This is a genomic window from Brevundimonas bullata (assembly GCF_014207965.1).
Taxonomy (GTDB): domain Bacteria; phylum Pseudomonadota; class Alphaproteobacteria; order Caulobacterales; family Caulobacteraceae; genus Brevundimonas; species Brevundimonas bullata_A.
In genome coordinates, this window is the sequence record NZ_JACHLM010000008.1 from 43813 (window position 1) to 66234 (window position 22422).

Here is a 22422-nt window from a genome sequence, read left to right on the forward strand (position 1 = left end):
GTCGAGCGCAGAGCCGCAAAGCCTGAACCGGCGGAAGTAAACGCCACAGCTGTTTGACTTTAAATACTTATCGGGCGCCGCCCGCAGGAAGAGAACCATGGACGAGACCTCCACCCTGGCGAACAAGAAAATCATCGTCACCGGCGCTGCACGCGGCATAGGCGCCAGTGCAACCCGCGCCCTGGCGGCGGCCGGCGCCATGGTCACGGGCCTCGACCTCTCGGGGCCGTCGGCGGATACGGCCGAAAGCCCGCCCTCAAGCGTCTTCGCCTACGAGACCTGCGACGTGTCCTCGCGCGCATCGACGCGCGCGGCGGTCGATCGTGCGGTCGCGGCCATGGGCGGGCTGGACGTCCTGATCCACGCGGCGGGCGTGCAGCGCTACACCCCCGCAGAGGCGATCACCGACGAGGAATGGGAGCTGGTCGTCGGCGTCAACGCCCGGGGCACCATGATCGCCAACCAGGCGGTCTTTCCTCACCTGAAGGACCGGGGCGGCCGCATCGTCAACTTCGCCTCGGCCGCCGGCGCGCTCGGCCTTCGCGGCTGCGCCCACTACGCCGCCTCGAAGGGCGCTGTCCTGGCCTGGACCCGCACGATCGCCCAAGAGTGGGGCCCCTACGGAATCTCTGTCAATGCGATCGCCCCCGGTATGTGGACCCCCATGTACGACGCCACCCGGGCGGGAATGACGCCCGAACAGCTGGAGGCGCACGACCGGGGCATGGCGATGATGATCCCCCTTGGCGGTCGGCTGGGCGATCCGGACGCGGACATGGCGCCCGTCCTGGTCTTCCTCGCCAGCGACGCCTCGCGCTTCATCACCGGCCAGACCCTGGCGGTGGACGGCGGCCTGATGATGGTGCGCTAGAGCCTCACTTCGAGGTCGGTCCTGACCCTGGGGGCGTCCTCGATGGGATTGACCAGGGCGCCGACCCCCTCGATCTCGACCCTGACGACATCGCCGGGCGTCAGCCACTGCGGGTCCGGCGAGCCGGCGGCGCAGCCCGACGGCGTCCCGGTGGCGATCAGGTCGCCGGGATAGAGGGTGAAGATCGTCGACATCAGATGGATGAGGTGGGCCACGTCCCAGCGCATCTCGGCGATGTCGGCGCTCTGGCGCAGTTCGCCGTTGACGGAGGTGGACAGCCGCAGGCCCTTGCAGCCGGGCGGCAGTTCGTCCGCGGTGACGATCTCAGGCCCGAATCCGCCGGTCCTGAGGAAGTTCTTGCCGGCGGTTACGGCTGCGGGAATGTAGTTGTAGGCCCGGACGCTGCCGTCATTGTGACAGGCGTAGCCGGCGACATGCGACAGGGCTTCCTCGCGCGATATCATCCGCCCTCCCCGGCCGATGACGACCATCAGCTCTCCCTCGTAGTCGAGGGTGTCGGACGCCTCGGGCCGCCAGAGAGCCTGATTGTGGGCGACCAGGGAATCCGGCGTGCGAAGGAACATCCCGGGGAAGGTCGGGACATCCGCCCCCATCTCCTCGACATGCTTCATGTAGTTCTTGCCCAGGCCGATGATCTTGTCCGGGCGAGGGATCGGCGTCAGGTGGCGCAGGCCCTCGAGAGGGCGCCGCGCCGTCGCATTCGCCGACGCGGCCGCCGCCTCGGCGACGGCGAGCGCCTCGGGCCCGGCGGCCAGCAGCGAACGGATGTCCCGCGGCAGTTGCGGCGCGGCGATCGACAGATCCACCACCTCTTCGCCGACCCGCACGCCCACGGTCGCTGCGCCATTCAGTTCAAACGACAAGAGCCGCATCTCAGCCTCCTGAGGACCGGCGGCCGCCAGGGCGCGCCGGAGGTATGGAACGCACGCCCGCAGCCAGGACCGGAGCGCGCGCCGCATGGCGCGTCGCCATTCGCCGGCTGACTAGCGGGCCGGCTTGATGTCCGTCGTTTCGATATCCCAGGTCGTCGCGGTCGCGCCCTCGTCGCGAAGCTGGAACTTGAGCACCCGCCCCTGCGGGTTGACCGGCAGTTCCGGTCGGAACTCGATGTAGCGAGGAACCGCATAATAGGGCACTCGCTCGATCAACCAGCGACACAGCTCCGCTTCGGACAGCGCGGCGCCCGGCTTGAGCTTGGCCGTCACCTTGAGGTCGTCCTCCTGCAGATTCGACGGCACCGCGTGAACAGCGACCTGTTCGATCGCCGGATGGGTCAGGATCGAGCTCTCCATCTCGAAGCTGGAGATGTTTTCGCCCCGCCGGCGCAGGTAGTCCTTCTTGCGGTCGACGAAGTAGAAGAAGCCGTTCTCGTCGAACTTGCCGATATCGCCCGTGTGGAACCACAGGTTCCCCATGACCTTCAGGGTGTCCTCGGGGCGACGCCAGTACCCCTTGAAGATGATGTCCGGCATCAGCGGCCGGCACACGACCTCGCCGGCGACGCCGATGGGAACCTCGTTGTCCTGGTCGTCGAAGATGCGGACGTCGAGCTCGGGCGCCGCCTTGCCCGACGAGCCCTCGGCATAGGCGCCGTCGGCTGGCATGGAGGTCAGCAGGCCTTCGGTGAGGCCATAGACATTGGAGCCGATCTTCCTGGCGCCGAAGCGGGTTCGCCAGATCGCCTTGATCTCCTCGGGGAAGGGATTGCCCTTGACCGTGTGGACCTGGCCGAAGCAGCGGGCCATGGCTTCATGATCGTCAGCGCGCGCCAGCAGCGTGCCCAGCGAGCCCAGGATCGACACCACCGTGGCCCGGGATTTTTCAATCGCCGGCCAGAAGCCGGACACGGAGAACTTGGGCGCAAAGGAGATGGTCGCGCCGACCAGCATCACCGAGACGACGCCGGTGGCGATGGCGTTCATGTGGAAGAGCGGCAGGGGCGTCCAGTAGATGTCGTCCGGACCGAAGGGCGCAGACCGCGTCAGCATCCGCGCGAAATGGCACATCTGGTTGCCGGTGATCATGCAGCCCTTGGACGGACCCGTCGTGCCCGAGGTGTAGATCAGGGCGTTCAGGGCGCCCGGATCGGGCAGGACCTCGAAGGCGCTGTCGTCGGTTCCACGATAGGCGTCCAGAGGCTGGATGTTCAGGCCTGAATCCGGCGCAGCCTCCCAGGTCCCGCGGACCAGCACCGTCTTCAAGGTCGTGAGCTGGTTCTCGATCTCGAGGAGGCGGGGCAGATAGCGGGCTTCGCACACCATCAGACTGGCCCCGGCGTCCTCGATCTGGTGGCGCAGGAACTGGCCGATCAGGGCGGTGTTCAGCGGCACGCTGATCAGGGAGATCTTGTTGGCGGCGATCCAGGTCGTGACCGCATCGACATTGTTGTCGAGCATGGACACGATCGGCGTCCCCGCCGTCAGACCCAGGTCCTCAAGTACGTGAGCGAAGCGGTTGCTCGTGCGGTCGAACGCCGCATAGGTATGGGTCTCGCCGCTGAAGTCCAGGAAGACCTTGTCGGGGTGCGCGGCGACCGCCCGCCTCAGGGCCGCGATCGGGGTGTCGCGGAGGCCGGTTCGCCATCCCTGTTCCATCGTGCCGATCATCGCATTCATCCGTTCATCCTCGGTGCAGACGCGCTTGGCCGCCGCCTGCGGAGCCCTGCCTCTCGACGACAGTCAGGGGCCGCCTGTTCCATTCCAGCGGCCGCGCCGCCTCACAGAGGTCCTGACCAGGCATCGCCGGACCAGGACGGAAACTAGCCGCGCCGCTCGGCTCGGTCCAGAAGAATTCTGATATCAGGCCTTCATTCTATTTCCAGAACAAACCACCTCAACCACGATCTTCCCGCGCGCCTGACGCGACGCCAGGCGTGAAATCGCCCGACCACCCTCTTCGAGGGGATAGCGCTCCCAGACCTGCGGCCTGATCCTGCCAGCGACGTACAGATCCATCAATGCGCGCATGTCGGCCGCTCCGGCCTGGGGATCGCGCGCCATATAGGCCCCCCAGAAGACGCCGATGATCTGCGCGCCCTTCAGCAGGGTCAGGTTCAGGGGCATGGAGGGAATGCCGGCCGCAAAGCCGACCACCAGATAGCGGCCCTCCCATGCGATGGAGCGGAAGGCCGGCTCGGCGTAGGCGCCGCCGACCGGATCAACGACGACGTCAGGGCCGGTCCCGCCGCAAGCCGCCCGGATCGCCTCGGCGAAGGCCCGGGAGTCCGACGGGCCCATCTCGCGCGGATAGACAAGGCCGACGTCCGCCCCCAGGGCGGTCGCCGCCTCAAGCTTTTCCGCCGAGGACGCCGCCGCGACGACCCGCGCGCCCAGAGCCTTGCCCAGCTCGACCGCAGCAAGGCCAATGCCGCCGCCCGCGCCGAGAACGAGCAGGGTCTCCCCGGGACGCAGGGCCGCGCGACCGCGCAGGGCGTAATAGACGGTGCCGTAGGTGACCTGGAGCGCGGCCGCCTCGTCAAACGGCATGGTATCGGGAATGACGATGCAACGATCCGCCGACACCACCACCGTCTCGGCCATGGCGCCGAACGGCAGGGAGGCCGAGACCCTCTGGCCGATCGCCGGGGAGGTCACCCCCTCCCCCGTCGCGCTCACCACGCCCGCCAGCTCGCTGCCGGGCGAGAAGGGCCGCGTCGGCCGCAGCTGGTAGCAGTCCTCGATCACCAGGCTGTCGGGGAAGTTGACGCCGCAGGCGTGGACGGCGACCGCGACCTGGCCCGGCCCCGGAACCGGGGCTTCGACGTCGCGGATCTCCAGCGTGTCCGGACCGCCCGGCTTGAGGCTCTGAAGGGCTCGCACGACACGCTCCGGGAAAAATCCGCGAGCGCCAGCCGGCCCGCCATTCCCCCCTATGCAAACACCCCGTGGCTGACAATAAATAAATTCTGATACGAGAAATCTGTTCCGCTTGCCGAATTACAAACGCTGATCTAGCTTCGCCTAAAGAGACGCCGTTTCAGGCGCGCGGAGGATATCTGGTGCCCGTCATATTCAGCCTTTGGGCGACATCGCATTCCGCCCGCCAGGTCGGGGTCTGACCATGTCGAACGCCAAGCCCGCGCCACTCGCCAAGGGCGCCTGGTATACGCTTATCATCCTGACGCTGGTCTATGTGTCGAACTCCATCGACCGAACGGTGATGTCGATCCTGATCGAACCGGTCAAGGCCGAGTTCCAGCTCTCCGACAGCCAGCTCGGCGTGCTGACAGGACTGGCTTTCGGCCTGACCTACGCCCTGGCCGGCCTGCCCATGGGTTGGCTGATCGACAGGGTCAATCGGACCAAGCTGCTGGCCGCCGTCGTGGCGATCTGGAGCGTCTGCACCTCGATCTGCGGTTTCGCCCAGAGCTACCCGGCGCTCGTCATGGCGCGCCTGGCGGTCGGAGCCTCGGAGTCTGCAGCCGCGCCGACGGCCATGTCGATGATCGCCGACCTGTTTCCCAAGGAGCGTCGATCGACCGCCATGGGGATCTTCTGGACCAGCACGGCCTTCGGCACGGCCACGAGTCTCCTGCTCGGCGGCGTCATCGCCGCCAACTACGGCTGGAGGGCCGCCTTCTTCGTCGCCGGCGTGCCGGGCCTGATCCTGGCGGTGCTGATCTTCCTGACCGTGCGCGAGCCGGCCCGCGAGCGAGACCTCGGCGGACGGGCCGATGAGCCCGCCCCCACCCCCTTGCAGACCCTGCGCTTCGTCTGCGCCAATCCCACTGTGTTTCACGCCTTCATCGGCGTCGGCCTGGCCTCACTGGCCATGTCGGGCGTTCCGGTCTGGGCGGCGTCCTTCCTGGTGCGGACCCAGGGCTTCACCCTGCCGCAAGCGGGTCTGATGGCCGGCCTCGGCGTCGGCCTGTTCGGCGCACTGGGATCGCTCCTGGGCGGACCGATCGGCGACCGCGTCGTCAGGCGCTGGGGGGTCCAGACCCTGCCGGCCGTGCCGATGACGGCCTGCGTCCTTGCTTGCGCCTCCGGCCTGGTCTTCGCCCTGAGCGGCTCGCTGCTGGTCGTGGCCCTGGCCTTCATCGTGTTCGAAATCGTCTCGCGCGCCTTCACCGCCCCGGCCTACGCCATCCTTGTCACGGGCGTCGAACCCCGCATGCGCGGCGTGGTCGTCTCCTCGGTCCAGGCTGTGACCAATCTCATCGGCTACGGCGTCGGCCCCCTGGTCGTCGGCGTGGTCAGCGACCGGGTCGGCGGGCCCCATTCGCTCAAGTTCGGCATCGCCGCTGTGATGATCTTCAGCCTGTGGTCCGGCCTTCACTTCCTCGCCGCCTGGTTCGCCGCGCGGCGTTCGCAACGTTTCGCCGAGGGGGTCGCCGAATGATCGCCGCCGCCCGCGCCCCTCAAACCTTCGTCGGAGCATGACGACCATGGCAGACGAGGCCTTCGCCCCCGCCGTCCAGATCGAACACGTCAATCGTGTGGGCTGGATCATCCTCAATCGTCCGGGTCAGATCAACGCGATCAATCCCGCCCTGCGCCGCGAGGCCTCCGAGGCCCTCGTGCGCCTGGACGCCGACCCCGAAGTCGGCGCGATCGTCATCCGCGGGGCCGGCGAGCGCGGCTTCTGCGCCGGCGCCGACATCAAGTCCCAGAACGACGCCGCCTCTCTTCCGGCGCTTCGCGCAGACATGACGCCGGGCTGGATCGAGATCCTGGACCAGGTCCGCAAGCCGGTGATCGCCGCCGTCCACGGCTACTGTCTGGGCGGCGGCCTTGAGATCGCCATGGCCTGCGACATCCGGATGGCCGCGCCCAACGCCGTGTTCGGCCTGCCCGAGACCGGACTGGGGCTGATTCCTGGCGGCGGCGGCACGCAGCGCCTGCCGCGGATTGTCGGCCTGGGCCCCGCGCTGGATCTTCTGCTGTCCGGCGACCGGATCGATGCGGCCGAAGCCTTGCGCATCGGCCTGGTGTCGCGACTGTCCGCTTCCGGCGACAGCCTGATCGATGAGGCCCAGGCCCTGGCGGAACGTATCGCCGCCAGGCCGTCCGCGGCCAGCGCCTATGTCAAGGAGGCCGCGCGCGACGGGTTCGAGATGGATCTGCGCGCGGGCCTCAAGCTCGAAAAGGACCTCTTCGTCCTGCTGATGTCGACCGAGGATCGCCGGGAGGCCGCCGCCGCCTTCAGGGAAAAGCGCCCGCCCGCCTTCACGGGGCGCTAGATGGATTCTCATCACCCCGCTGCGGAGGCCCGTCTGTGAGAAAGCTCCCCCTGCTCAACGCGGAGACGCGACCGTTCTGGACCGGCGGAGAGGTCGGCGAGCTTCGCATGCATCGGTGCGACGATTGCCGGCGCTACTTCCATCCGCCCGCCCCGGTCTGCCGCGACTGCACCAGCCTGAAGGTCGGCCCAGTCCCCGTTTCCGGACGCGGCCGCGTACTGACCTTCACCATCAACCGCCAGGCCTGGACGCCCGAACTCGCGGATCCCTATGTCGTCGCCATCGTCGAACTGGAGGAGCAGGAAGGCCTGCGCTTCCTGTCCAACATCGTGAACTGCCCGGCCGAGGCCGTGGCGATGGGCATGCCCGTGAGCGTGGTCTTCGAAAGGGTCGAGGACGTCTGGATCCCTCTGTTCGAAAGGGCGACGTCATGACCGGAGCGCGGTTCCTCGAAAAGAACGTCGCCATCGTCGGCATAGGCCAGTCCGAGGTCGGCCGCCCCTCCTCCCGCTCGGCGATGCAACTCACCGTGGACGCGGCGCTGGAAGCCATCGCCGACGCCGGCCTTCAGCCCAAGGATATCGACGGCGTCTGCTCCTGGCCGGGAGACAATTCCAACGGAAGCAGCTTCTCGCCCGTCGGTCCCCTGGCGGTGCTGAGCATGTTCGGCCTCGACTGCAACTGGTTCAGCGGAGGCTATGAGGCGGCCGGGCCGCTGGCGGGCGTGATGAACGGGGCCATGGCCATCGCCTCGGGTATGGCGAACAACGTCCTGGTCTTCCGCACGATCACGGAATCCAGCAACCGCACGAGCGGCAGCAAGGATCAGAGCCTCGCCGCCAAGTCCGGTCCGCGCGACGGGAACTTCATGTGGCAGTGGTGCACCCCGTTCAATGTCCTGTCGGTGGTCAACATCACCGCCATGTACGCCGCCGCCCACATGGACAAGTACGGCACGACGCCGGAGCAGTTGGCGCAGATCGCGCTCAACGCGCGTCGCAACGCCCTGCTCAATCCCAAGGCCGTCATGCGCAAGCCCATGACGATGGACGACTATTTCAACTCGAAGATGATCTCGACGCCGCTGCGCATGTTCGACTGCGACGTCCATTGCGACGCCTCCACCGCCATCGTGCTGACCCGCCGGGACCGGGCTAGGGACCTGCGCAATCCGCCGGTCCGCATCGAAGCCATAGGCGCGGCGATGAACCAGCCCTATCTGTGGGACCAGGTCGACCTGACCGCCAACGCCACGGCGGACGCCGGCAACGCCATGTGGGCGCGCACCGACTTCAAGCCGTCCGATGTGGACACCGCCCAGTTGTACGACGGCTTCAGCATCCTGACGATGATGTGGCTCGAGGGCCTGGGTCTCTGCCCCAGGGGGGGCAGCGGCGCCTTCGTGGAGGGCGGGGGCCGCATCGCCCTGGACGGCGCACTGCCGCTCAACACCAACGGCGGCCAGCTGTCCGGCGGGCGGACCCATGGCATGGGCTATGTTCACGAGGCCTGCACCCAGCTCTGGGGACGCGGCGGCGACCGCCAGATTCGCGACCCTCGCGTCGCGGTCTGCGCCTCCGGCGGCGGCCCCCTCGCCGGCAGCCTGCTTCTCGTCAAAGACTGAAGATCACGATCCGCGAGCGCCCGCGCGCCGCCGACGCAAGGAGAACGACATGAGCCTGTACGACCTGCTGCTGAGCGGCGACCTGATGGTCCACGACGCTGACCACACCGCCGAACAGATTGTCAGCAAGCTGGACATTCACGGCCACGCCAACTGGCGCCAGGCCTTTCCGGGCCACCCCTATGTCGCCCACTTCCTGAGGGTGCACAAATCCCTCGCGGTCTCGCCGACCCGCGTCGAGCCCCAGGGCCACCTGGACTTCCCCAACCACGGCGACCCCATGTTCCCGGGCTTCCTCAAGAGCCTCGAGGACTTCCAGGGTCCGTTCCGCCCCATCAAGACCCACGCCACCGTCCTGGTGTCGGACAATATCGGCGGCGTCGTCGAGCACCTGCTCAGCAAGGGTCAGCCTTTCCGCCTGGCGCAGCTGACGCCTGAGATGCCGTTCGACCGGTTGTGGGTCGGCTGCACCCCGGAAAATCCGGTCTATGAGCCCTCGGTCGACGGGGGGCTGTGCATCGAGGTCATTCCCCTGGCCGCGATCCAGATGCCGGCCGAAGCCTTCACCACGCCCCCGCCCCGCCCGCGCGACCCCCAGCCCGGCGACATGGTCCGGGTGGTCGGCCGCGGCTTCCTCGTCCGTGATCTGGACGACGTCCTTCGCCGTCTCGACCACAACCTGGACCTCCGGCCCGCCGGCGCTGTCGAGCAGCTGAAGGGGGAAGGCTACAAGGTCGCCCGCATCGGCTTCAACCTGGGGACCAGCGCGACGCTGGACGTCATCCAGCCGACCCAGTGGGACAGCCCTTCGGGACGCTATCTGCACAACTGGGGGCCGGGCCCGCATTACATCCGCATCTCGGTCAACGGTCTGGACGCCAAGGCGGAGCGCCTGCGCGCCCTGGGCGTGAAGTTCGAACGGATCGAGCACAGCGAGGCGGTCGACGGCGCCCTGCTTCGCGTCGACCCCGCCGAGTTCGGCGGCGCGATCTTCGAGTTCTGCGAAGACAGGGGCTGACCGATGGCTCGCGTCGCCCCTCTGCCGCTCGACAGCCTGCCCGATCCCTTGCGCGCTGCGATCGCCCAGGGGACGGCGACGCGGATGCTGTCCAACACTCTGCCGGTCCAGATCTGGGCGAGACGACCGGCGGCGGCCACCGCCTGGTTGGGCGTGATGGCTGAAATCCACGAACGGGGGGTGCTGCCCGAACGGTTGCGCGAACTGGTGCGGCTCAAGATCGCCTCGATCACCACCTGCCCCGTGTGTCAGATCGCCCGCAAGTCAGACGACGTCAGCGAGGCTGACATCGTCGCCTGCAGCGACTGGTCGGATCCCCGGTTCAGCCCGCCCGAACAGGCCGCCCTGCGCTTTGCAGAACTGTTCGCCGGGGACTACTTCTCGCTCGGAGACGAGATCTACGAGCACCTGCGGGCGCATTTCACCGAAGAACAGATCGTCGAGCTTCATCTGTTCAGCGGCCTGATGCTGGCTGGCGGCCGCATGACCTATGTCCTCAAGGGCTATGAGGACGCTTCGGCTTGAAGACCCTGTTCTCGCGCCTGCCGCCCAACGCCCAGGGCGCGATCTGGGTGCTGCTGTCCGGCGTAACCTTTGTCACCATGACCGTCCTGGTGAAGCACCTTGCCGGCGACTATCCCTCCCACGTCCAGAACTTCTATCGCCAGACGGGATCCTTGATCGTCGCGGTCCCCTTCATGCTGCGCAGCCCGCGGCAGGTGCTGTTCGTGCCGCTGGCGACGATGCCGCCCTTGTTCGTACGCGCCTTGCTCGCAACCGTCGGCATGATCCTGCTGCTCTACACCTACGAGGCCGTGCCCATGGCCGAGGCCAACGCCCTGTCCTTCACGCGCCCGCTCTGGGTCGTGCTGCTGGCCGCGGTCTTCCTTCGTGAAACCATCGGCCCCAGCCGCATCGCAGCGGTGGCGGTCGGCTTTGTCGGCGTCCTGATCATCATGCGTCCCTGGGGCGCGGGGGTCACGCTTGGCTGGCCGCATGTCGCGGCCCTCGTCTCGGCCCTTTGCCTGGCCGGCACGATCACAGGCGTGAAGTCCCTTACAAAAGATCTGTCCGCGAGCTCCATCCTGGTCTGGTCGAGCATTATCGGGGAGATCCTGTGTCTGCCGTTCGCCCTGGCCGACTGGCGCTGGCCCAGTGTCGGCGACCTGATCCCCCTCTTCCTGATCGGCCTGCTCAGCGCCGCCAACCAGGTCTTGTTCATCAAGGGGATGGCGGTCGGCGAGGCGGCCGTCCTGGCCCCCATCGACTATGCGAGACTGGTCTTGTCGATCATCGCGGGATTGGTCGTGTTCGGCGAACTGCCGGACGCCTACACCTATCTGGGGGCGGGTGTGATCGTGGCCTCGACCCTCTACATCACGAACCGGGAGATCCAGATCAGGCGCGCCAGAATGCGCGCCGTCGAAGCGTCTCCGCCAGAAGCCGCCTAGCCGTCAGAGGTGAGAGCGGGGCGCGCACAGGCGCCCGGACGGCGAGGCGCTGAATCGCCTCAGGAGGCTGCGAGCGTGAGGCCTGCGCCGTTGACCGCCATGGCGGCGTCCGACAACAGGAAGGCGATGGTCTCGGCGGCATGCTCTGGCCGGACCCATCCGGCGGGATCGACGTCCGGCATGTCCCGACGGTTCGCCGGCGTATCCAGAATGGTCGGCAGGACCGCGTTGACGCGCACCCCTTGCCCGCGCAGTTCATTGGCGAGACTGCGCGTCAACGCCATCACGCCCGCCTTGGAGGCCGCATAGGGCGCCATGCCCGTCGCCGGATCGGCCGCCGCCGCCGCGCCGACGTTCACGATCGCGCCGCCCTGCTTCAACAGATGCGGCACCGCCGCCCGGCTGACGAGCGCGGCCGTGAGCAGGTTGGTGCGGTACATCCGGTCCCAGGTCTCCGCCTCGCTGCCGACCACGGGCTGCCAGACGAATCCCCCGGCGATATTGGCCAGCCCGTCGACCGCTCCGAAAGCGGCGACCACCGCCTCGATGGCCGCCTCCGCCGAGGCCGCATCGGCGAGATCGACGCCTGGCAGCACCAGATCCGCCTCGATCTCGAAAGACGGCGACGCGTCCACGGCGGCGACAAGGATATCGGCGGCCTTGAGCCGCGCCACGAGGGCGCGCCCCAGGGCGCCGGACGCTCCGGTGACGATAGCGGTGCGGCGCATGGCGGGTCTCCGGGGTCAGACAGGAAAAGGCGGGGTCTTCTCGCGCGCCATGGCGCGCTGAACGCCCGGTCGAGCGGCCATGCGGCGCGCCAGGGCGGAATAGTGCTTGAGCCCGGCGACCGGATGCTCTCCCGCGACGCCCCAGGCGTAGAAGACCAGGGCGTAGGCGTCAGCGACCGACATCCGGTCGCCGATCAGCCAGTCTCGATCGGCCAGGAGGGCGTCGATCTTGTGGAGATTGGCCTCGAACCGGATCCGGCCTTCGGTCTTCAGGGCCGGATAGGTCGTCTCGTCCGGCGTGAACCGGAAGGGGGCGCGCGCCATTCGCCCGGTGATGTGCACGGTGCTGGCGAACCAGGCGGTCAGGGACAGCATCCTCGCCTGATCAAAGGCGTCGTCCGGCGACAGGCCTGCGGCCGGCGCGGAACGCGCCACATAGTCCAGGATGGCGACATTTTCGGTCAGCAGTCGTCCGTCGGACATCAGGGCCGGAACGGAACCCGACGGGTTCGTCTGGCGCCAGGCGACGACGGAGTCCGCGTCATGCAGCCGGATGCGGCTCGCCTCGAAAGCCAGGCCGGACTCCTCGAGCGCGATATGAGAGGCCAGCGAACAGCTCGTCGGGGCATAGTAGAAGGTGAGCCGGGACATGGACGAGTCCTTCAGGTTCAGGCCGCCGGCCGGGGCATGAGGTTTTCGTAGAGGGTCGCCGTAGCCAGTCCGCCGGCGCAGCAGATCGCCTGAAGGCCGTAGGTCTCGCCGCGACGTCCCAGTTCATGGATCAGGCTCGTCGCGAGACGGGCGCCCGTGGCCCCGAGCGGATGGCCAAGGGCGATGGCGCCGCCGTTGACGTTCAGCCGGTCGGCCCCCACCCCGGTCGCCTGCATCCACATCATCGGCACGCTGGCGAAGGCCTCATTGACCTCGAACAGGGCGATATCGTCAAACGACAGCCCCGCGATGGCGGCCGCCTTGCGGCTGGCGGCGATCGGCCCTTCGAGCATCAGGGTCGGGTCAGCCCCCACCACGGCGGTCGCGCGGATACGCGCCAGCGGGGTCAGGTTGAAACGCCGCACCGCCGCTTCGGACGCGAGCAGGACCACAGCCGCGCCATCTGAAATCTGGGAGGCGTTTCCGGCGGTGATGCGGCCGTTCTCGCGAAAGCTGGTCTTCAGCGTCGAGAGCTTTTCACGACTGGTGTCGCGACGAATGGTCTGGTCGGCCTCAAGACTGTCGCGCAGCCCGTCCCAGTCCTTCTCGCAAAGATCGGCGACCGGGACGGCGACGGTCTCGGCGCGGAAATAGCCGGCGTCGCTGGCCGCGGCGGCGCGTCGGTGGCTCTCTGCGGCGAAGTCGTCGAGGGCGTCGCGGTCGAAGCCGTATTTGTCGGCGATGCGCTCGGCCGCCTCGCCCTGGGACGTCAGCTCATAGCGGTCCGAGACCTGCCAGCCGAAGGCTTCGCCGTGGATGGCCCGGTTGGAGCCCATGGGCACGCGCGACATGGCTTCCGCCCCGCCCGCCACCACGAGATCGCTCATTCCTGCTGCGATCTGGGCCGCCCCGATATGAATTGCGGCTTCCGACGACCCGCATTTACGATCCACCGTCATGGCCGGGATCGTCTCCGGCCAGCCAGCGCCCAGCAGTGAGGTGCGGGCGATATTGGCCGACTGCTCGCCGATCTGGGTCACGCAGCCAAAGATGACATCGTCGATCGCCTCGGGGCCGACGCCGGCGCGGACGACCAGTTCGTTCAGCGCGTGGGCGCCGAGCTGGTCCGCCCTCACGCCCGCCAGCGCGCCGCGAAACCGTCCGATGGGGGTGCGAATCGCCGCGACGACATAGACAGGATTCACAGCTGGCTCCCGCGCAGGCCGGATCCAGGCACGCGAAGGCCGTTTTCATACCGGTACACGCCCCAGCCGACCTTGCGGCCATAGCGCCCTGCCTTGACCATCTTGATGATCAGCGGACACGGCCGGAACTTGTCGCCCAGGGTGGAATGCAGATAGTGCAGGACCGACAGGCGCGTGTCCCAGCCGGTAAGGTCGCCCAGCTCGAGGGGCCCCATCGGGTGGTTGAAGCCCAGGCGCAGGGCCGTATCGATGTCTTCTGCGGTGGCCGCGCCTTCCTGGAGCATCCACATGGCCTCATTGCCGGCCATGGCCGACATGCGGCTCGTGGTCAGGCCGGGCGTCTCATTGACGACGATGGCCGTCTTGCCGAGTTGGGCCACATAGTCGCGGCACCGGGCGACGGCCGCATCCGTGGTGGCCAGGCCCCGCACCAGCTCGACCAGCTTCATCTTCTGGACCGGATTGAAGAAGTGCATGCCGATGACCCGCGACGGGTCCTGACAGGCGGCGGCGATCTCCGTCACGCTCAGGGCGGAGGTATTGGTGGCGATCAGGCCGGTCGGCGCCATGACGGCCTCGGCCTTGCGAACCACCTCCGTCTTGATCGTCAGGTTTTCCGACACGGTCTCAACCAGAAGGTCGGCGCCCATGGCGCTGTCGGTCAGGCTTTCCGACGTCGAAAACCGGGCCAGAGCCGCCGTCGCCGACGCTTCGTCCGCCTTCCCGAGCCGGACCCCGTCGGCGAGGATGCCGGCGACGGTCTTTTCAGCCTTGGCCAACTGTTCAGACGATACATCGACCAGCCGGACGTCGTGTCCCGCCGAAGCGAACGCATGGGCGATGCCGACGCCCATGAGGCCGGCCCCCACCACTGCAACCTTGGCCATCAATCTCTACCTTCTGTTCTGAACGGGCGCGTCGTCCAGACACCCGGGGAGCCGGCCTGGACGGGGCCCGCAAGGCTGGGCCGCCCCGTGCGCAACGGACAAGCCGTCGCCTCAATGCATCTCTTCTAGCGGAAAAGGATCGGCCCCAGCAAATGAAATTCTCTGTTGAGAACGCCATTCTGGAAATTTCAGAACACAAAGACCCATCGTCGTCGCCGGTCGCCCTGTCGAACGGCGACGAGCGTCATCCTCTGGCGCGCGGCTTCGCGATCGGAGGGGGACGCCCTGTCGTGTCGGTTCTAGAGCGGCTTGAGGATGCGGTTGCGCAGCACGCCGATACCCTCGACCTCAAGTTCGACTTCATCGCCCGACTTCAGGAAGCGCTGCGCCTCCAGACCGCAGCCGTTGCCGACGGTTCCCGACCCCAGAAACTCGCCTGGATGGAGGGTTTCGGAACGCGAGATGAAGGCGATCAGGTCTTCGAACTTCCAGTGCATGGCGCTTGAATGGCCCCGGCCCCATTCCTCGCCGTTGACGCGCGCGATCATGGTCAGGGCATAGGGATCGGGCATCTCGTCGGCGGTGACGATGCAGGGCCCCATGGCGTTGCCAGTGTCGAAGTCCTTGCCCTTGGCCGGACCCAGTTGGCCGATCATCTCGGTCGCCTGGGCGTCGCGGGCGCTGAAGTCATTGTAGATGGTGTAGCCGAAGATGTAGTCGCGAGCCTTGTCGACCGGCACGTCCTTGGCCGCCTTCTTGAGGTAGCAGCCGTATTCAAGCTCGAAGTCCATGGTCCGGGAGTAGGACGGCCAGATCACCGTCTCCTCGCTCCCGATCACCGAGAAGCGGTTGGCCTTGTAGTAGATGGGCTGGCGGGCGAAGAGATCGAGAATTCGCTGCTCCGCATCGGTCGGCCCCGTGTCCTCGACCACCTCGACCCCCTTGGCGCGGGCCCTCATGGCCCGCGCCGCCGAATAGCATTGGCGCAGGTGCAGTTCGAACGAGCTGCAGTCGCGCATCTGCGGCGGCGGATGAATCGGCGCTTTCAGGGTGACGGCGGACCGCGCGAAGACGGCATCGGCCGTCGCGCCTCTCACCGCCTCGGCCGCCTTGTCGAGCGCATTGTCGCCGCCCTCGATCAACGCCAGCATATCGGCCAGTTCGGGAGCATGCTCCCCGACCCTCTGCATGTGCGCCGCGGCGAGGTCGACGATGAGCGTGTCGCCCTCGATGAAGGCCCCGGCCCGCTTTCGGCCGGCCGCCTCGAATGTCACAAGCCGCATCTCGAGCCTCCCTTTCGCCGCGCGCCGTCAGAACGGCCTGAAGGTCACCTGGAGCATGATCTCACGCCCCCGGTTCACATTGCCGCTGAGGTCGGCGAGCCCGCCGGTCAGCGCCGTCCCTGTGCGGGCCGCCAGACCGGTCTGCGGCACGTTGGAGGCGACATCGACACGGAATTCTTCCGTGAGATTGCGGCCGATGAGGGCCACCTCCCAGGTCCGGTCCGCGCTGAAGACGCGCACCCCCGCATTGAGGAAGGCCACGTCGTTCTGCAAGGCGCCCGGATGCAGTTCCGGGTGGGGATTGTACTCGGACTTGTAGAGGGTATCGATGTTCATGCCCCAGTCGACGCCTTCGATCGCCGTCGGCCCGCTGTAGGCGGCGCCCAGGGAACCCGTCCATTCCGGCGCATTGACCAGACGCTCGCCGGCCAGCTGCTGACCGGTGTATCGGCCGGTCGATGGATTGAGCAACAGATTGCAGCCGTCGGCGATGGTCTGGCCGATATAGCAGGTGGCGAGGAAGTCGGTGTATTTCGCGTCGTTGTAGTTGGCCGCGCCCCGGATCGTGAGACCCCGAACCTGGGGCAGGCGGAGCGTGAAGTCGGCCTCCAGCCCCTTGACCGTCGCCGCGCCGGCGTTGTTGACCCGGATCACCGGCACGCCGCTCGAGTTGTCGAGGGAGTTCACCTGCAGGTTGGTGTAGTCGTAGTCGTAGGCCGCCAGGTTGAGCCGGAGCGCCCCGTCGAACAGCAGGGCCTTGACCCCGCCTTCGAAGCCCTGGGCTGATTCCGGCAGGTACATGGCGTTCAGGGGGCTGGCGAAGGCCGGACCCGTATTGGTCGCCGCCGCGAACCCGCCCGACTTGAAGCCTTCCTTGTAGGCGCCGTAGAGGGTCAGACGATCCGTCGGCCTCCAGGTCAGGGTCACTTCGGGCGAGGTGTTCTCGAAATCGGCCGAGGCCGGCGAAACCGGCTGGGGCACGCCCTCACGCGAGACGGCGAAGTCCTTGGATTCCTTGCTCCAGCGCAGGCCGCCCGCCAGCTCCACAGTGCTGGCGACATCCCACAGCACCTGGCCGAACACCGACTGGGTCTCGCCGTCGATATTGTGCAGGAACAGCGGCGAGCCCGCCGAGATGGCGCGCGTATAGGTCTCCAGCTCGGAGGATTCGTAGAAGGCGCCGGCCAGGAAGTTGAAGGCGCCCGGCAGGTCCGACGACACGCGAACCTCCTGGGTGAACTGGATGTAGCCCGTGTTGCCGCTGAAATCATTGGCGGCCACCGCGTCCGACGGCGCGACGGCATAGGTGTCGACCCGGAAGTCCTCGTTCTTCGCCCAGCCGGTCACCGACGTCAGCTTCAACCACTCGGACGGCCGGTAGTTCAGCTCGAGCGAATGGAGCTGCTGGCTGTAGTCCCCGGCTCCGGACGGATCGGTAAAGCCTTCCGGCGAATTCACCAGGAAGGCGGGATTGATATTGCCGTTGGCGTAGGTGGCGTCCGGACGGCAGTTGTCCACGGACAGGGCCTTGGCCAGGTCGGCGTTGGGCGTGCCGCCGTTCAGGACGGTCGACTGGGGCGCCAGCTGGGGCGCGCCGTTCGGGCAGTAGATTCTCTGGAAGCCGCCGGCCTGATTGTATCCGATGCCCTCATTCTTGGCGTAGCTCAGCTTCAGGCGGGCGTCGAACCGATCGGTCGGCTCCCATTTGAGCGTGCCACGGGTGAAGAAGAAGCTTTGCTGGGGTCCGCCGGAGGTCGCGCCGGTCACCGATCCGGGACGGATGGCATTGGCGGCTTCGGCCGCCTGCCCCGCGATATTTTCGCGCCACCCCTCCATGTCCGCGCCGTAGACGACCAGGCGGCCGCCGAGGGTTTCGGTGATCGGTCCCGAGACCACGGCCTCAAGCTGCCGCTCTTTGGCGTTGAACTCGTAGCCCGCCCGCGCCTCGACCTCGAAGGATCGGCCGGGATCGGCCGTCGTGATCGAGATGACGCCGGCAGGGCTGTTCTTGCCGAAGAAGAGGGCCTGGGGTCCGCGCAGGACCTCGATCTTCTCCATGTCGATCTGGCCGACGCGCACGGCGCCGCCTCGCGACAGCTGGACGCCGTCGATGTTGACGGCGACGGTCTGCTCGAAGGTGGGATTGGACCCGGCCGTCGTTCCGACCCCGCGCAAGGATACGGTGCCGCCTACGCCGCCCGACACCTCGCCGACTGAGATCCCCGGCGTGACGGCGCGAAGATCCTGCAGGCTGTCCACCGCCAGGGTGCGAAGCTGCTCGCTTCCGAGCACGGTGACCGCGACCGGCACGGAGATCGGTGCCTCGTCGCGACGACGCGCGGTGACCACGACCTCGTCAACGCCGGTGACGACCTCGGTTTCGGGTCCTGTCTGTGCTGCGGCCGGGTCCGCAAACGAAATCAACGCCCATGCGAGCGCGCCGCATGAAATGCCTGTCTTCACGTCCATCGTCTTCCCTCTCCCTCGCCTGCGGTCCCCGCGTCTTCGCGCAGGCGCCCTCAGGCCGGCTCCCGGTCCGCGCCAGGGCGCGACCGCGAGACGATGCTAGTCAGAGATATCCCGGGTCGCAATCCATAATCTGATACCGGAATAAAGTTCTATATAGCGAACTATATCCGGCAGACCCCGGACGCGGAACCCTAGGGGATTTCCGCCCCGGCCGGCGACACCATGCCCACGAGGGTCCGCACAAGATCGGCGAGCGTCTCGTCAGGTTGCCAGAAGGGATGGGCGGCGTTTGACGCCAGGGCGGCTTCCCGGGCGGTCATGACCGCCCGCAATCCGAGGCTGAGGAAGACCAGCCGTCGCTCGAGGACCTCGGCGGGAGCCTGCGAAAGGCGCCGGATGTGGTCAAGGCAGCGCTGATAGCCGCGGTTCCAGCCGTCGCCTACGATACGTTCGAAGTCCGCGCGGTTCTGCAGGCTGAAGGTGCTGATGAAGCGAAGATAGTCCCCCTCTCCACCCTCCCTGCCGAGCTCGGTCGACGGCAGGATGAGGACCTCCATCACCTCGTCGAGCGAACGCGGTCCCCCGACGGCCTCGAGGGCGTCCAGTCGGGCGTTGCGCCGTTCATCGATCAGCCGCGCGCCGTCGATCACCAGTTGGGCGACCAGGTCGTCCTTCGAGCCGAAATAATAGTGCAGCGACGCGCCGTTGCGCTGCCCCGCCGCCGCCAGGATGTCGCGAACGGACACGGCGTCTACGCCGCGCGCAGCGAACAGGCTCTGCGCGGCCCGCTTGATCGTCTCGCGAGCGATGTCTGCCTTCTCAGCTTTCATGGATTGACGACCTAGCGCACTCATGTGAAATAAAACAACTGTTTCATTCTTTCGCTTTAGGACCGCCGTGGATCTCGACTTCACCGACAAGACCGTCCTGATCATCGGCGGAACGAGCGGCATCGGCTTGGCCTGCGCCCAGGCCTTCTCCGCCAGGGGCGGCCGGGTCGCCGTCACAGGCACCCGCGCCGGCAGGGCCGACTACGGCGACGCCGCCGAAGCCTTCGCCCCCTTCGCCTTCTCGACGCTGGACGTCGCCAAGGCCGGAGCGGTCGAGGCCTGGACCCCGCCCTTCGAGGCCCTCGATGTGGTGATCCTGTCGCAGGGCGCGGTGGAGTACCGGCGCCGCGAATTCGAGGCCGAGACCTTCCGTCGGGTCGTGGAGGTGAACCTCAACAGCCTCATGGCCTGCGCCGAGAAGCTGGCCCCGGCGCTGGAGGCGCGACGCGGCAGCCTGATCCTGATCAGTTCCGTGGGCGGCCTGCGCGCCGCCCGGGGCAATCCCGCCTATTCGGCGTCCAAGGCGGGGGCCATCCATCTGACGCGCGCGCTCGGCGACGCCTGGGCGGGACGCGGCATTCGCGTGAACGGGATCGCGCCGGGCCTGATCGCGACCAAGATGACCGAAGTGACGACGGCGGATCCGAAGCGGCTCGAAGAGCGGCTCAGGGGCATTCCGCTGCAGCGGCTGGGACGACCCGAGGAGATCGCCGGCGCGGCGCTCTTCCTGGCCTCCCCGCTCGCGACCTACATCATCGGGGAGACCATCGTCGTCGACGGCGGCAGAACCCTGTCCTGACACCGAACAGACTGGAGACCGCCCATGGCCTGGGAATTCGAGACCGACCCCGACTTCGCCGAACAGCTCGCCTGGATCGACGCCTTTGTCCGCGAGGAGGTCGAACCGCTCGACCTGATCCTGCAGAGCCCCTTCGACGTCGACCATCCGCTCAACCGCCGTTTCGTCCGCCCGCTCCAGGCGCAGGTCAAGGCACGAGGCCTGTGGGCCTGCCACCTGGGTCCGGAGCTCGGAGGCCCGGGCTACGGACAGGTCAAGCTGGCCCTGATGAACGAGATCCTCGGCCGGTCCGTCTTCGCCCCGACCGTCTTCGGCTGCCAGGCGCCGGACTCGGGCAATGCCGAGATTCTGGCGGTCTACGGGACGCAGGCGCAGAAGGATCGCTATCTTCAGCCCCTGCTCGCCAACGACATCGTGTCCTGCTTTTCGATGACGGAACCCCAGGGCGGCGCCGACCCCACGACCTTCACCGCCCGCGCCGAGCGTCGTGACGACCACTGGGTCCTCAACGGCGAGAAATGGTTCGCCACCAACGCACGGTACGCCAGCTTCTTCCTGGTCATGGCGGTCACTGATCCCGAGGCCCCGCCGCATCGCCGCCTCTCCGTCTTCATCATTCCCAAGGACGCGCCCGGGCTCGAGATCGTCCGCAACGTCGGCTACGGTGATCGCGATCCGGCTCACGCCTATCTGCGGTTCACCGAGGTCGCCGTTCCTCTGGATCACATGCTGGGCGGCCAGGGCGACGGCTTCGTCGTGGCCCAGGTTCGTCTCGGCGGCGGACGCATCCATCACGCCATGCGCACGATCGGCAAGGCGCGGCAGGCTTTCGACATGCTCTGCGACCGCGCCCTGGCGCGTATCAGCCGGGGTGAACCGCTCGCCAGCAAGCAGATGGTGCAGGAGAAGATCGCCGACAGCTGGATCGAACTGGAGCAGTTCCGTCTCCTGGTCCTGCGCACCGCCTGGAAGATCGACCGCGAGAAGGATTACAACCGCGTCCGGGGCGACATCTCGGCCGTGAAGGCCGCCATGCCCAAGGTGCTGCACGACATCGCCGCGCGGGCCGTCTACATCCACGGCTGCCTGGGCCTGTCCAACGAGACCCCTCTGGCGGCCATGGTGCTCGACTCCTTCCAGGTCGGCCTCGCAGACGGCCCGACCGACGTCCACAAGGTGACCCTGGCCAAGCAGTTGCTGCGCGGCCGCAAGCATTCCCAGGGCCTCTTTCCCGACTATCACGTCCCGACGCGACGCGCCGCCGCCCTGGCCCGATACGGCCTGTCCGGCGACGAGGCGGGCCTGAAGGCGGCGATCGCATGACCATCGACCGTCCGCACGGACTGGAGCTCGTCGACCTTGAGGCCCTGGCCCGATGGATGGCCGATCAGGGCCTCGGCGCGGGTCCGATCACGGAGGTCGTCCAGCTGACCGGCGGCTCCCAGAACGTCCTGCTGCGCTTCCGGCGCGACGGACGCGAATACGTGCTGAGGCGCCCGCCGCTCAATCCGCGGCGCGACGGCAGCGACACCATGCGGCGCGAGGCGCGGGTCCTTCGCGCCCTGAAGGGATCAGACGTGCCCCACGCAGGCCTGATCGCCGACTGCCCTGACGCCTCGGTGCTCGGCGCCGCCTTCTATCTGATGGAGCCGCTGGACGGGTTCAACGCCGCCGTCGGCATGCCGGCGCTCCATGCGCAATCCCCCACGGCCCGTCGCGCCATGGGCCTGTCCGTGATCGAGGGCCTCTCGCGCATCGCGCTCATCGACTACGAAGCGGTCGGGCTCGGCGACTTCGGCAAGCCGGAAGGCTTTCTCGAACGCCAGTCGCGCCGCTGGATGAAGCAGTTGGAAAGCTACGACGAGTTTGCGGACTGGCCTGGCTCTGACGGCCTGCCTGACGTTCACGCCATTGGCGCCTGGCTGGACCAGCGCCGGCCGGAGACCTTCCGCCCCGGGCTGATGCACGGCGACTTTCATCTCAAGAACGTCCTGTTCCGCCAGGACGCCCCGGTGCTTGAGGCCGTGATCGACTGGGAACTGTCGACCATAGGCGATCCCCTGGTCGACCTCGGCTGGCTGCTGGCGACCTGGCCTGGCCCGGGCGGGGACATGAGCCAGACCACGATCGTCGTCGAGCCCTGGGAGGGCTTCCCCGAGGCGGAGGAATTGGTCGAGGTCTACGGCCGGCTGACCGGCGCCGACCTGTCGAACCTGCAATGGTACAAGGTCTTCGCCTGCTACAAGCTCGCCCTCATTCTCGAAGGCAGTTACGCGCGGGCTTGCGCCGGCAAGGCGCCGATGGAGATCGGCGAGCGCCTGCATGCCAATGCGGTGCGGCTGCTGGGCCGCGCCGGACGCTGGCTTAATGAGGCCCGGTCATGAAAAACGCCCGCCGGAGGGTT

At 67.5% G+C, this 22422-nt stretch carries 21 protein-coding genes; 11 read left to right on the forward strand and 10 right to left on the reverse strand.

The genetic code is table 11. The features are described 5' to 3' along the window. The first annotated feature begins 97 nt into the window (after positions 1 to 97). Entirely contained in the window at positions 98 to 871 is a 774-nt protein-coding gene (locus tag HNP51_RS17475; protein ID WP_178828817.1) for an SDR family NAD(P)-dependent oxidoreductase, read from the forward strand. Here HNP51_RS17475 and HNP51_RS17480 read toward each other — a convergent pair. From HNP51_RS17480 to HNP51_RS17490, 3 genes are all read right to left on the reverse strand, one after another. Then, positions 868 to 1764 (reverse strand): fumarylacetoacetate hydrolase family protein, encoded by an 897-nt coding sequence (locus HNP51_RS17480; RefSeq protein WP_184273733.1) that lies wholly within the window; start codon positions 1762 to 1764, stop codon positions 868 to 870. The two genes, HNP51_RS17475 and HNP51_RS17480, sit on opposite strands and share 4 nt — an antisense overlap. A gap of 111 nt (positions 1765 to 1875) precedes the next feature. Then, a complete protein-coding gene (locus HNP51_RS17485) occupies positions 1876 to 3507 on the reverse strand; it encodes an AMP-binding protein (RefSeq protein ID WP_184273736.1) in 1632 nt (543 codons plus the stop codon). A 183-nt stretch (positions 3508 to 3690) separates the two neighbouring features. Further along, positions 3691 to 4710, reverse strand: a complete 1020-nt coding sequence (locus tag HNP51_RS17490; RefSeq protein ID WP_184273739.1) for an NADPH:quinone oxidoreductase family protein — start codon at positions 4708 to 4710, stop codon at positions 3691 to 3693. 241 nt (positions 4711 to 4951) lie between these two features. Here HNP51_RS17490 and HNP51_RS17495 point away from each other — a divergent pair, with 241 nt between their 5' ends. From HNP51_RS17495 to HNP51_RS17525, 7 genes are read left to right on the forward strand one after another with little or no spacing between them, the layout of a single operon-like run. Then, a complete protein-coding gene (locus HNP51_RS17495; RefSeq protein ID WP_184273742.1) occupies positions 4952 to 6232 on the forward strand; it encodes an MFS transporter in 1281 nt (426 codons plus the stop codon). A 37-nt stretch (positions 6233 to 6269) separates the two neighbouring features. Then, entirely contained in the window at positions 6270 to 7073 is an 804-nt protein-coding gene (locus HNP51_RS17500) for an enoyl-CoA hydratase/isomerase family protein (protein ID WP_260398578.1), read from the forward strand. A 35-nt stretch (positions 7074 to 7108) separates the two neighbouring features. Then, positions 7109 to 7507 (forward strand): OB-fold domain-containing protein, encoded by a 399-nt coding sequence (locus tag HNP51_RS17505; protein WP_184273745.1) that lies wholly within the window; start codon positions 7109 to 7111, stop codon positions 7505 to 7507. Continuing rightward, on the forward strand, positions 7504 to 8697 hold the full coding sequence (locus HNP51_RS17510; protein WP_184273747.1) for a thiolase family protein: 1194 nt from the start codon (positions 7504 to 7506) through the stop codon (positions 8695 to 8697). Before HNP51_RS17505 ends, HNP51_RS17510 begins: the two co-directional genes overlap by 4 nt. 49 nt (positions 8698 to 8746) lie before the next feature. Continuing rightward, the gene (locus HNP51_RS17515; protein ID WP_221415995.1) at positions 8747 to 9715 is read left to right on the forward strand and encodes a lactoylglutathione lyase; all 969 of its coding nucleotides are present in this window, start codon (positions 8747 to 8749) and stop codon (positions 9713 to 9715) included. Positions 9716 to 9718: 3 nt separating this feature from the next. Continuing rightward, positions 9719 to 10240, forward strand: coding sequence for a carboxymuconolactone decarboxylase family protein (locus HNP51_RS17520; RefSeq protein WP_178828837.1), 522 nt, complete (start codon positions 9719 to 9721; stop codon positions 10238 to 10240). Then, complete coding sequence (locus tag HNP51_RS17525; RefSeq protein WP_255500541.1) at positions 10237 to 11166, forward strand: DMT family transporter; 930 nt, start codon at positions 10237 to 10239, stop codon at positions 11164 to 11166. The genes HNP51_RS17520 and HNP51_RS17525 overlap by 4 nt, the downstream gene beginning before the upstream one ends. A 59-nt stretch (positions 11167 to 11225) precedes the next feature. On the opposite strand, the gene HNP51_RS17530 is transcribed toward HNP51_RS17525, so the two are convergent. The 7 genes from HNP51_RS17530 to HNP51_RS17560 form a co-directional block, all read right to left on the reverse strand. Then, positions 11226 to 11894 carry an SDR family NAD(P)-dependent oxidoreductase gene (locus tag HNP51_RS17530; protein ID WP_184273750.1) on the reverse strand — a complete coding sequence of 223 codons (669 nt, stop codon included), beginning with the start codon at positions 11892 to 11894 and terminating at the stop codon, positions 11226 to 11228. 15 nt (positions 11895 to 11909) lie between these two features. Further along, positions 11910 to 12545, reverse strand: a complete 636-nt coding sequence (locus HNP51_RS17535) for a glutathione S-transferase family protein (RefSeq protein WP_178828835.1) — start codon at positions 12543 to 12545, stop codon at positions 11910 to 11912. Positions 12546 to 12562: 17 nt separating this feature from the next. Next, positions 12563 to 13750, reverse strand: coding sequence for a thiolase family protein (locus HNP51_RS17540; protein WP_184273753.1), 1188 nt, complete (start codon positions 13748 to 13750; stop codon positions 12563 to 12565). Beyond that, positions 13747 to 14637 carry a 3-hydroxyacyl-CoA dehydrogenase gene (locus HNP51_RS17545; RefSeq protein ID WP_184273756.1) on the reverse strand — a complete coding sequence of 297 codons (891 nt, stop codon included), beginning with the start codon at positions 14635 to 14637 and terminating at the stop codon, positions 13747 to 13749. Before HNP51_RS17545 ends, HNP51_RS17540 begins: the two co-directional genes overlap by 4 nt. A gap of 299 nt (positions 14638 to 14936) precedes the next feature. Next, positions 14937 to 15920, reverse strand: a complete 984-nt coding sequence (locus HNP51_RS17550) for a fumarylacetoacetate hydrolase family protein (protein WP_184273759.1) — start codon at positions 15918 to 15920, stop codon at positions 14937 to 14939. Between the two features lie 27 nt (positions 15921 to 15947). Then, entirely contained in the window at positions 15948 to 18389 is a 2442-nt protein-coding gene (locus HNP51_RS17555) for a TonB-dependent receptor (protein ID WP_184273762.1), read from the reverse strand. Between the two features lie 191 nt (positions 18390 to 18580). Continuing rightward, positions 18581 to 19219: a TetR/AcrR family transcriptional regulator gene (locus tag HNP51_RS17560; RefSeq protein ID WP_184273765.1), complete on the reverse strand. Its 639-nt coding sequence runs from the start codon at positions 19217 to 19219 to the stop codon at positions 18581 to 18583. A gap of 67 nt (positions 19220 to 19286) precedes the next feature. Here HNP51_RS17560 and HNP51_RS17565 point away from each other — a divergent pair, with 67 nt between their 5' ends. Genes HNP51_RS17565 through HNP51_RS17575 form a run of 3 tightly spaced genes read left to right on the forward strand, consistent with a single transcriptional unit; the run spans position 19287 to position 22402 of the window. Continuing rightward, the gene (locus HNP51_RS17565; protein WP_184273768.1) at positions 19287 to 20018 is read left to right on the forward strand and encodes an SDR family NAD(P)-dependent oxidoreductase; all 732 of its coding nucleotides are present in this window, start codon (positions 19287 to 19289) and stop codon (positions 20016 to 20018) included. A 24-nt stretch (positions 20019 to 20042) separates the two neighbouring features. Then, positions 20043 to 21341: an acyl-CoA dehydrogenase family protein gene (locus HNP51_RS17570; RefSeq protein ID WP_184273771.1), complete on the forward strand. Its 1299-nt coding sequence runs from the start codon at positions 20043 to 20045 to the stop codon at positions 21339 to 21341. After that, a complete protein-coding gene (locus HNP51_RS17575) occupies positions 21338 to 22402 on the forward strand; it encodes a phosphotransferase family protein (RefSeq protein ID WP_184273774.1) in 1065 nt (354 codons plus the stop codon). The genes HNP51_RS17570 and HNP51_RS17575 overlap by 4 nt, the downstream gene beginning before the upstream one ends. Positions 22403 to 22422 lie beyond the last annotated feature (20 nt).

Coding starts and splice junctions, on each gene's coding strand:
- HNP51_RS17475 (WP_178828817.1), top strand. CDS start 98: ATGGACGAGACCTCCACCCTGGCGAACAAGAAAATCATCGTCACCGGC.
- HNP51_RS17480 (WP_184273733.1), bottom strand. CDS start 1,764: ATGCGGCTCTTGTCGTTTGAACTGAATGGCGCAGCGACCGTGGGCGTG.
- HNP51_RS17485 (WP_184273736.1), bottom strand. CDS start 3,507: ATGAATGCGATGATCGGCACGATGGAACAGGGATGGCGAACCGGCCTC.
- HNP51_RS17495 (WP_184273742.1), top strand. CDS start 4,952: ATGTCGAACGCCAAGCCCGCGCCACTCGCCAAGGGCGCCTGGTATACG.
- HNP51_RS17500 (WP_260398578.1), top strand. CDS start 6,270: ATGACGACCATGGCAGACGAGGCCTTCGCCCCCGCCGTCCAGATCGAA.
- HNP51_RS17510 (WP_184273747.1), top strand. CDS start 7,504: ATGACCGGAGCGCGGTTCCTCGAAAAGAACGTCGCCATCGTCGGCATA.
- HNP51_RS17515 (WP_221415995.1), top strand. CDS start 8,747: ATGAGCCTGTACGACCTGCTGCTGAGCGGCGACCTGATGGTCCACGAC.
- HNP51_RS17520 (WP_178828837.1), top strand. CDS start 9,719: ATGGCTCGCGTCGCCCCTCTGCCGCTCGACAGCCTGCCCGATCCCTTG.
- HNP51_RS17530 (WP_184273750.1), bottom strand. CDS start 11,894: ATGCGCCGCACCGCTATCGTCACCGGAGCGTCCGGCGCCCTGGGGCGC.
- HNP51_RS17535 (WP_178828835.1), bottom strand. CDS start 12,545: ATGTCCCGGCTCACCTTCTACTATGCCCCGACGAGCTGTTCGCTGGCC.
- HNP51_RS17545 (WP_184273756.1), bottom strand. CDS start 14,637: ATGGCCAAGGTTGCAGTGGTGGGGGCCGGCCTCATGGGCGTCGGCATC.
- HNP51_RS17550 (WP_184273759.1), bottom strand. CDS start 15,920: ATGCGGCTTGTGACATTCGAGGCGGCCGGCCGAAAGCGGGCCGGGGCC.
- HNP51_RS17555 (WP_184273762.1), bottom strand. CDS start 18,389: ATGGACGTGAAGACAGGCATTTCATGCGGCGCGCTCGCATGGGCGTTG.
- HNP51_RS17560 (WP_184273765.1), bottom strand. CDS start 19,219: ATGAAAGCTGAGAAGGCAGACATCGCTCGCGAGACGATCAAGCGGGCC.
- HNP51_RS17570 (WP_184273771.1), top strand. CDS start 20,043: ATGGCCTGGGAATTCGAGACCGACCCCGACTTCGCCGAACAGCTCGCC.
- HNP51_RS17575 (WP_184273774.1), top strand. CDS start 21,338: ATGACCATCGACCGTCCGCACGGACTGGAGCTCGTCGACCTTGAGGCC.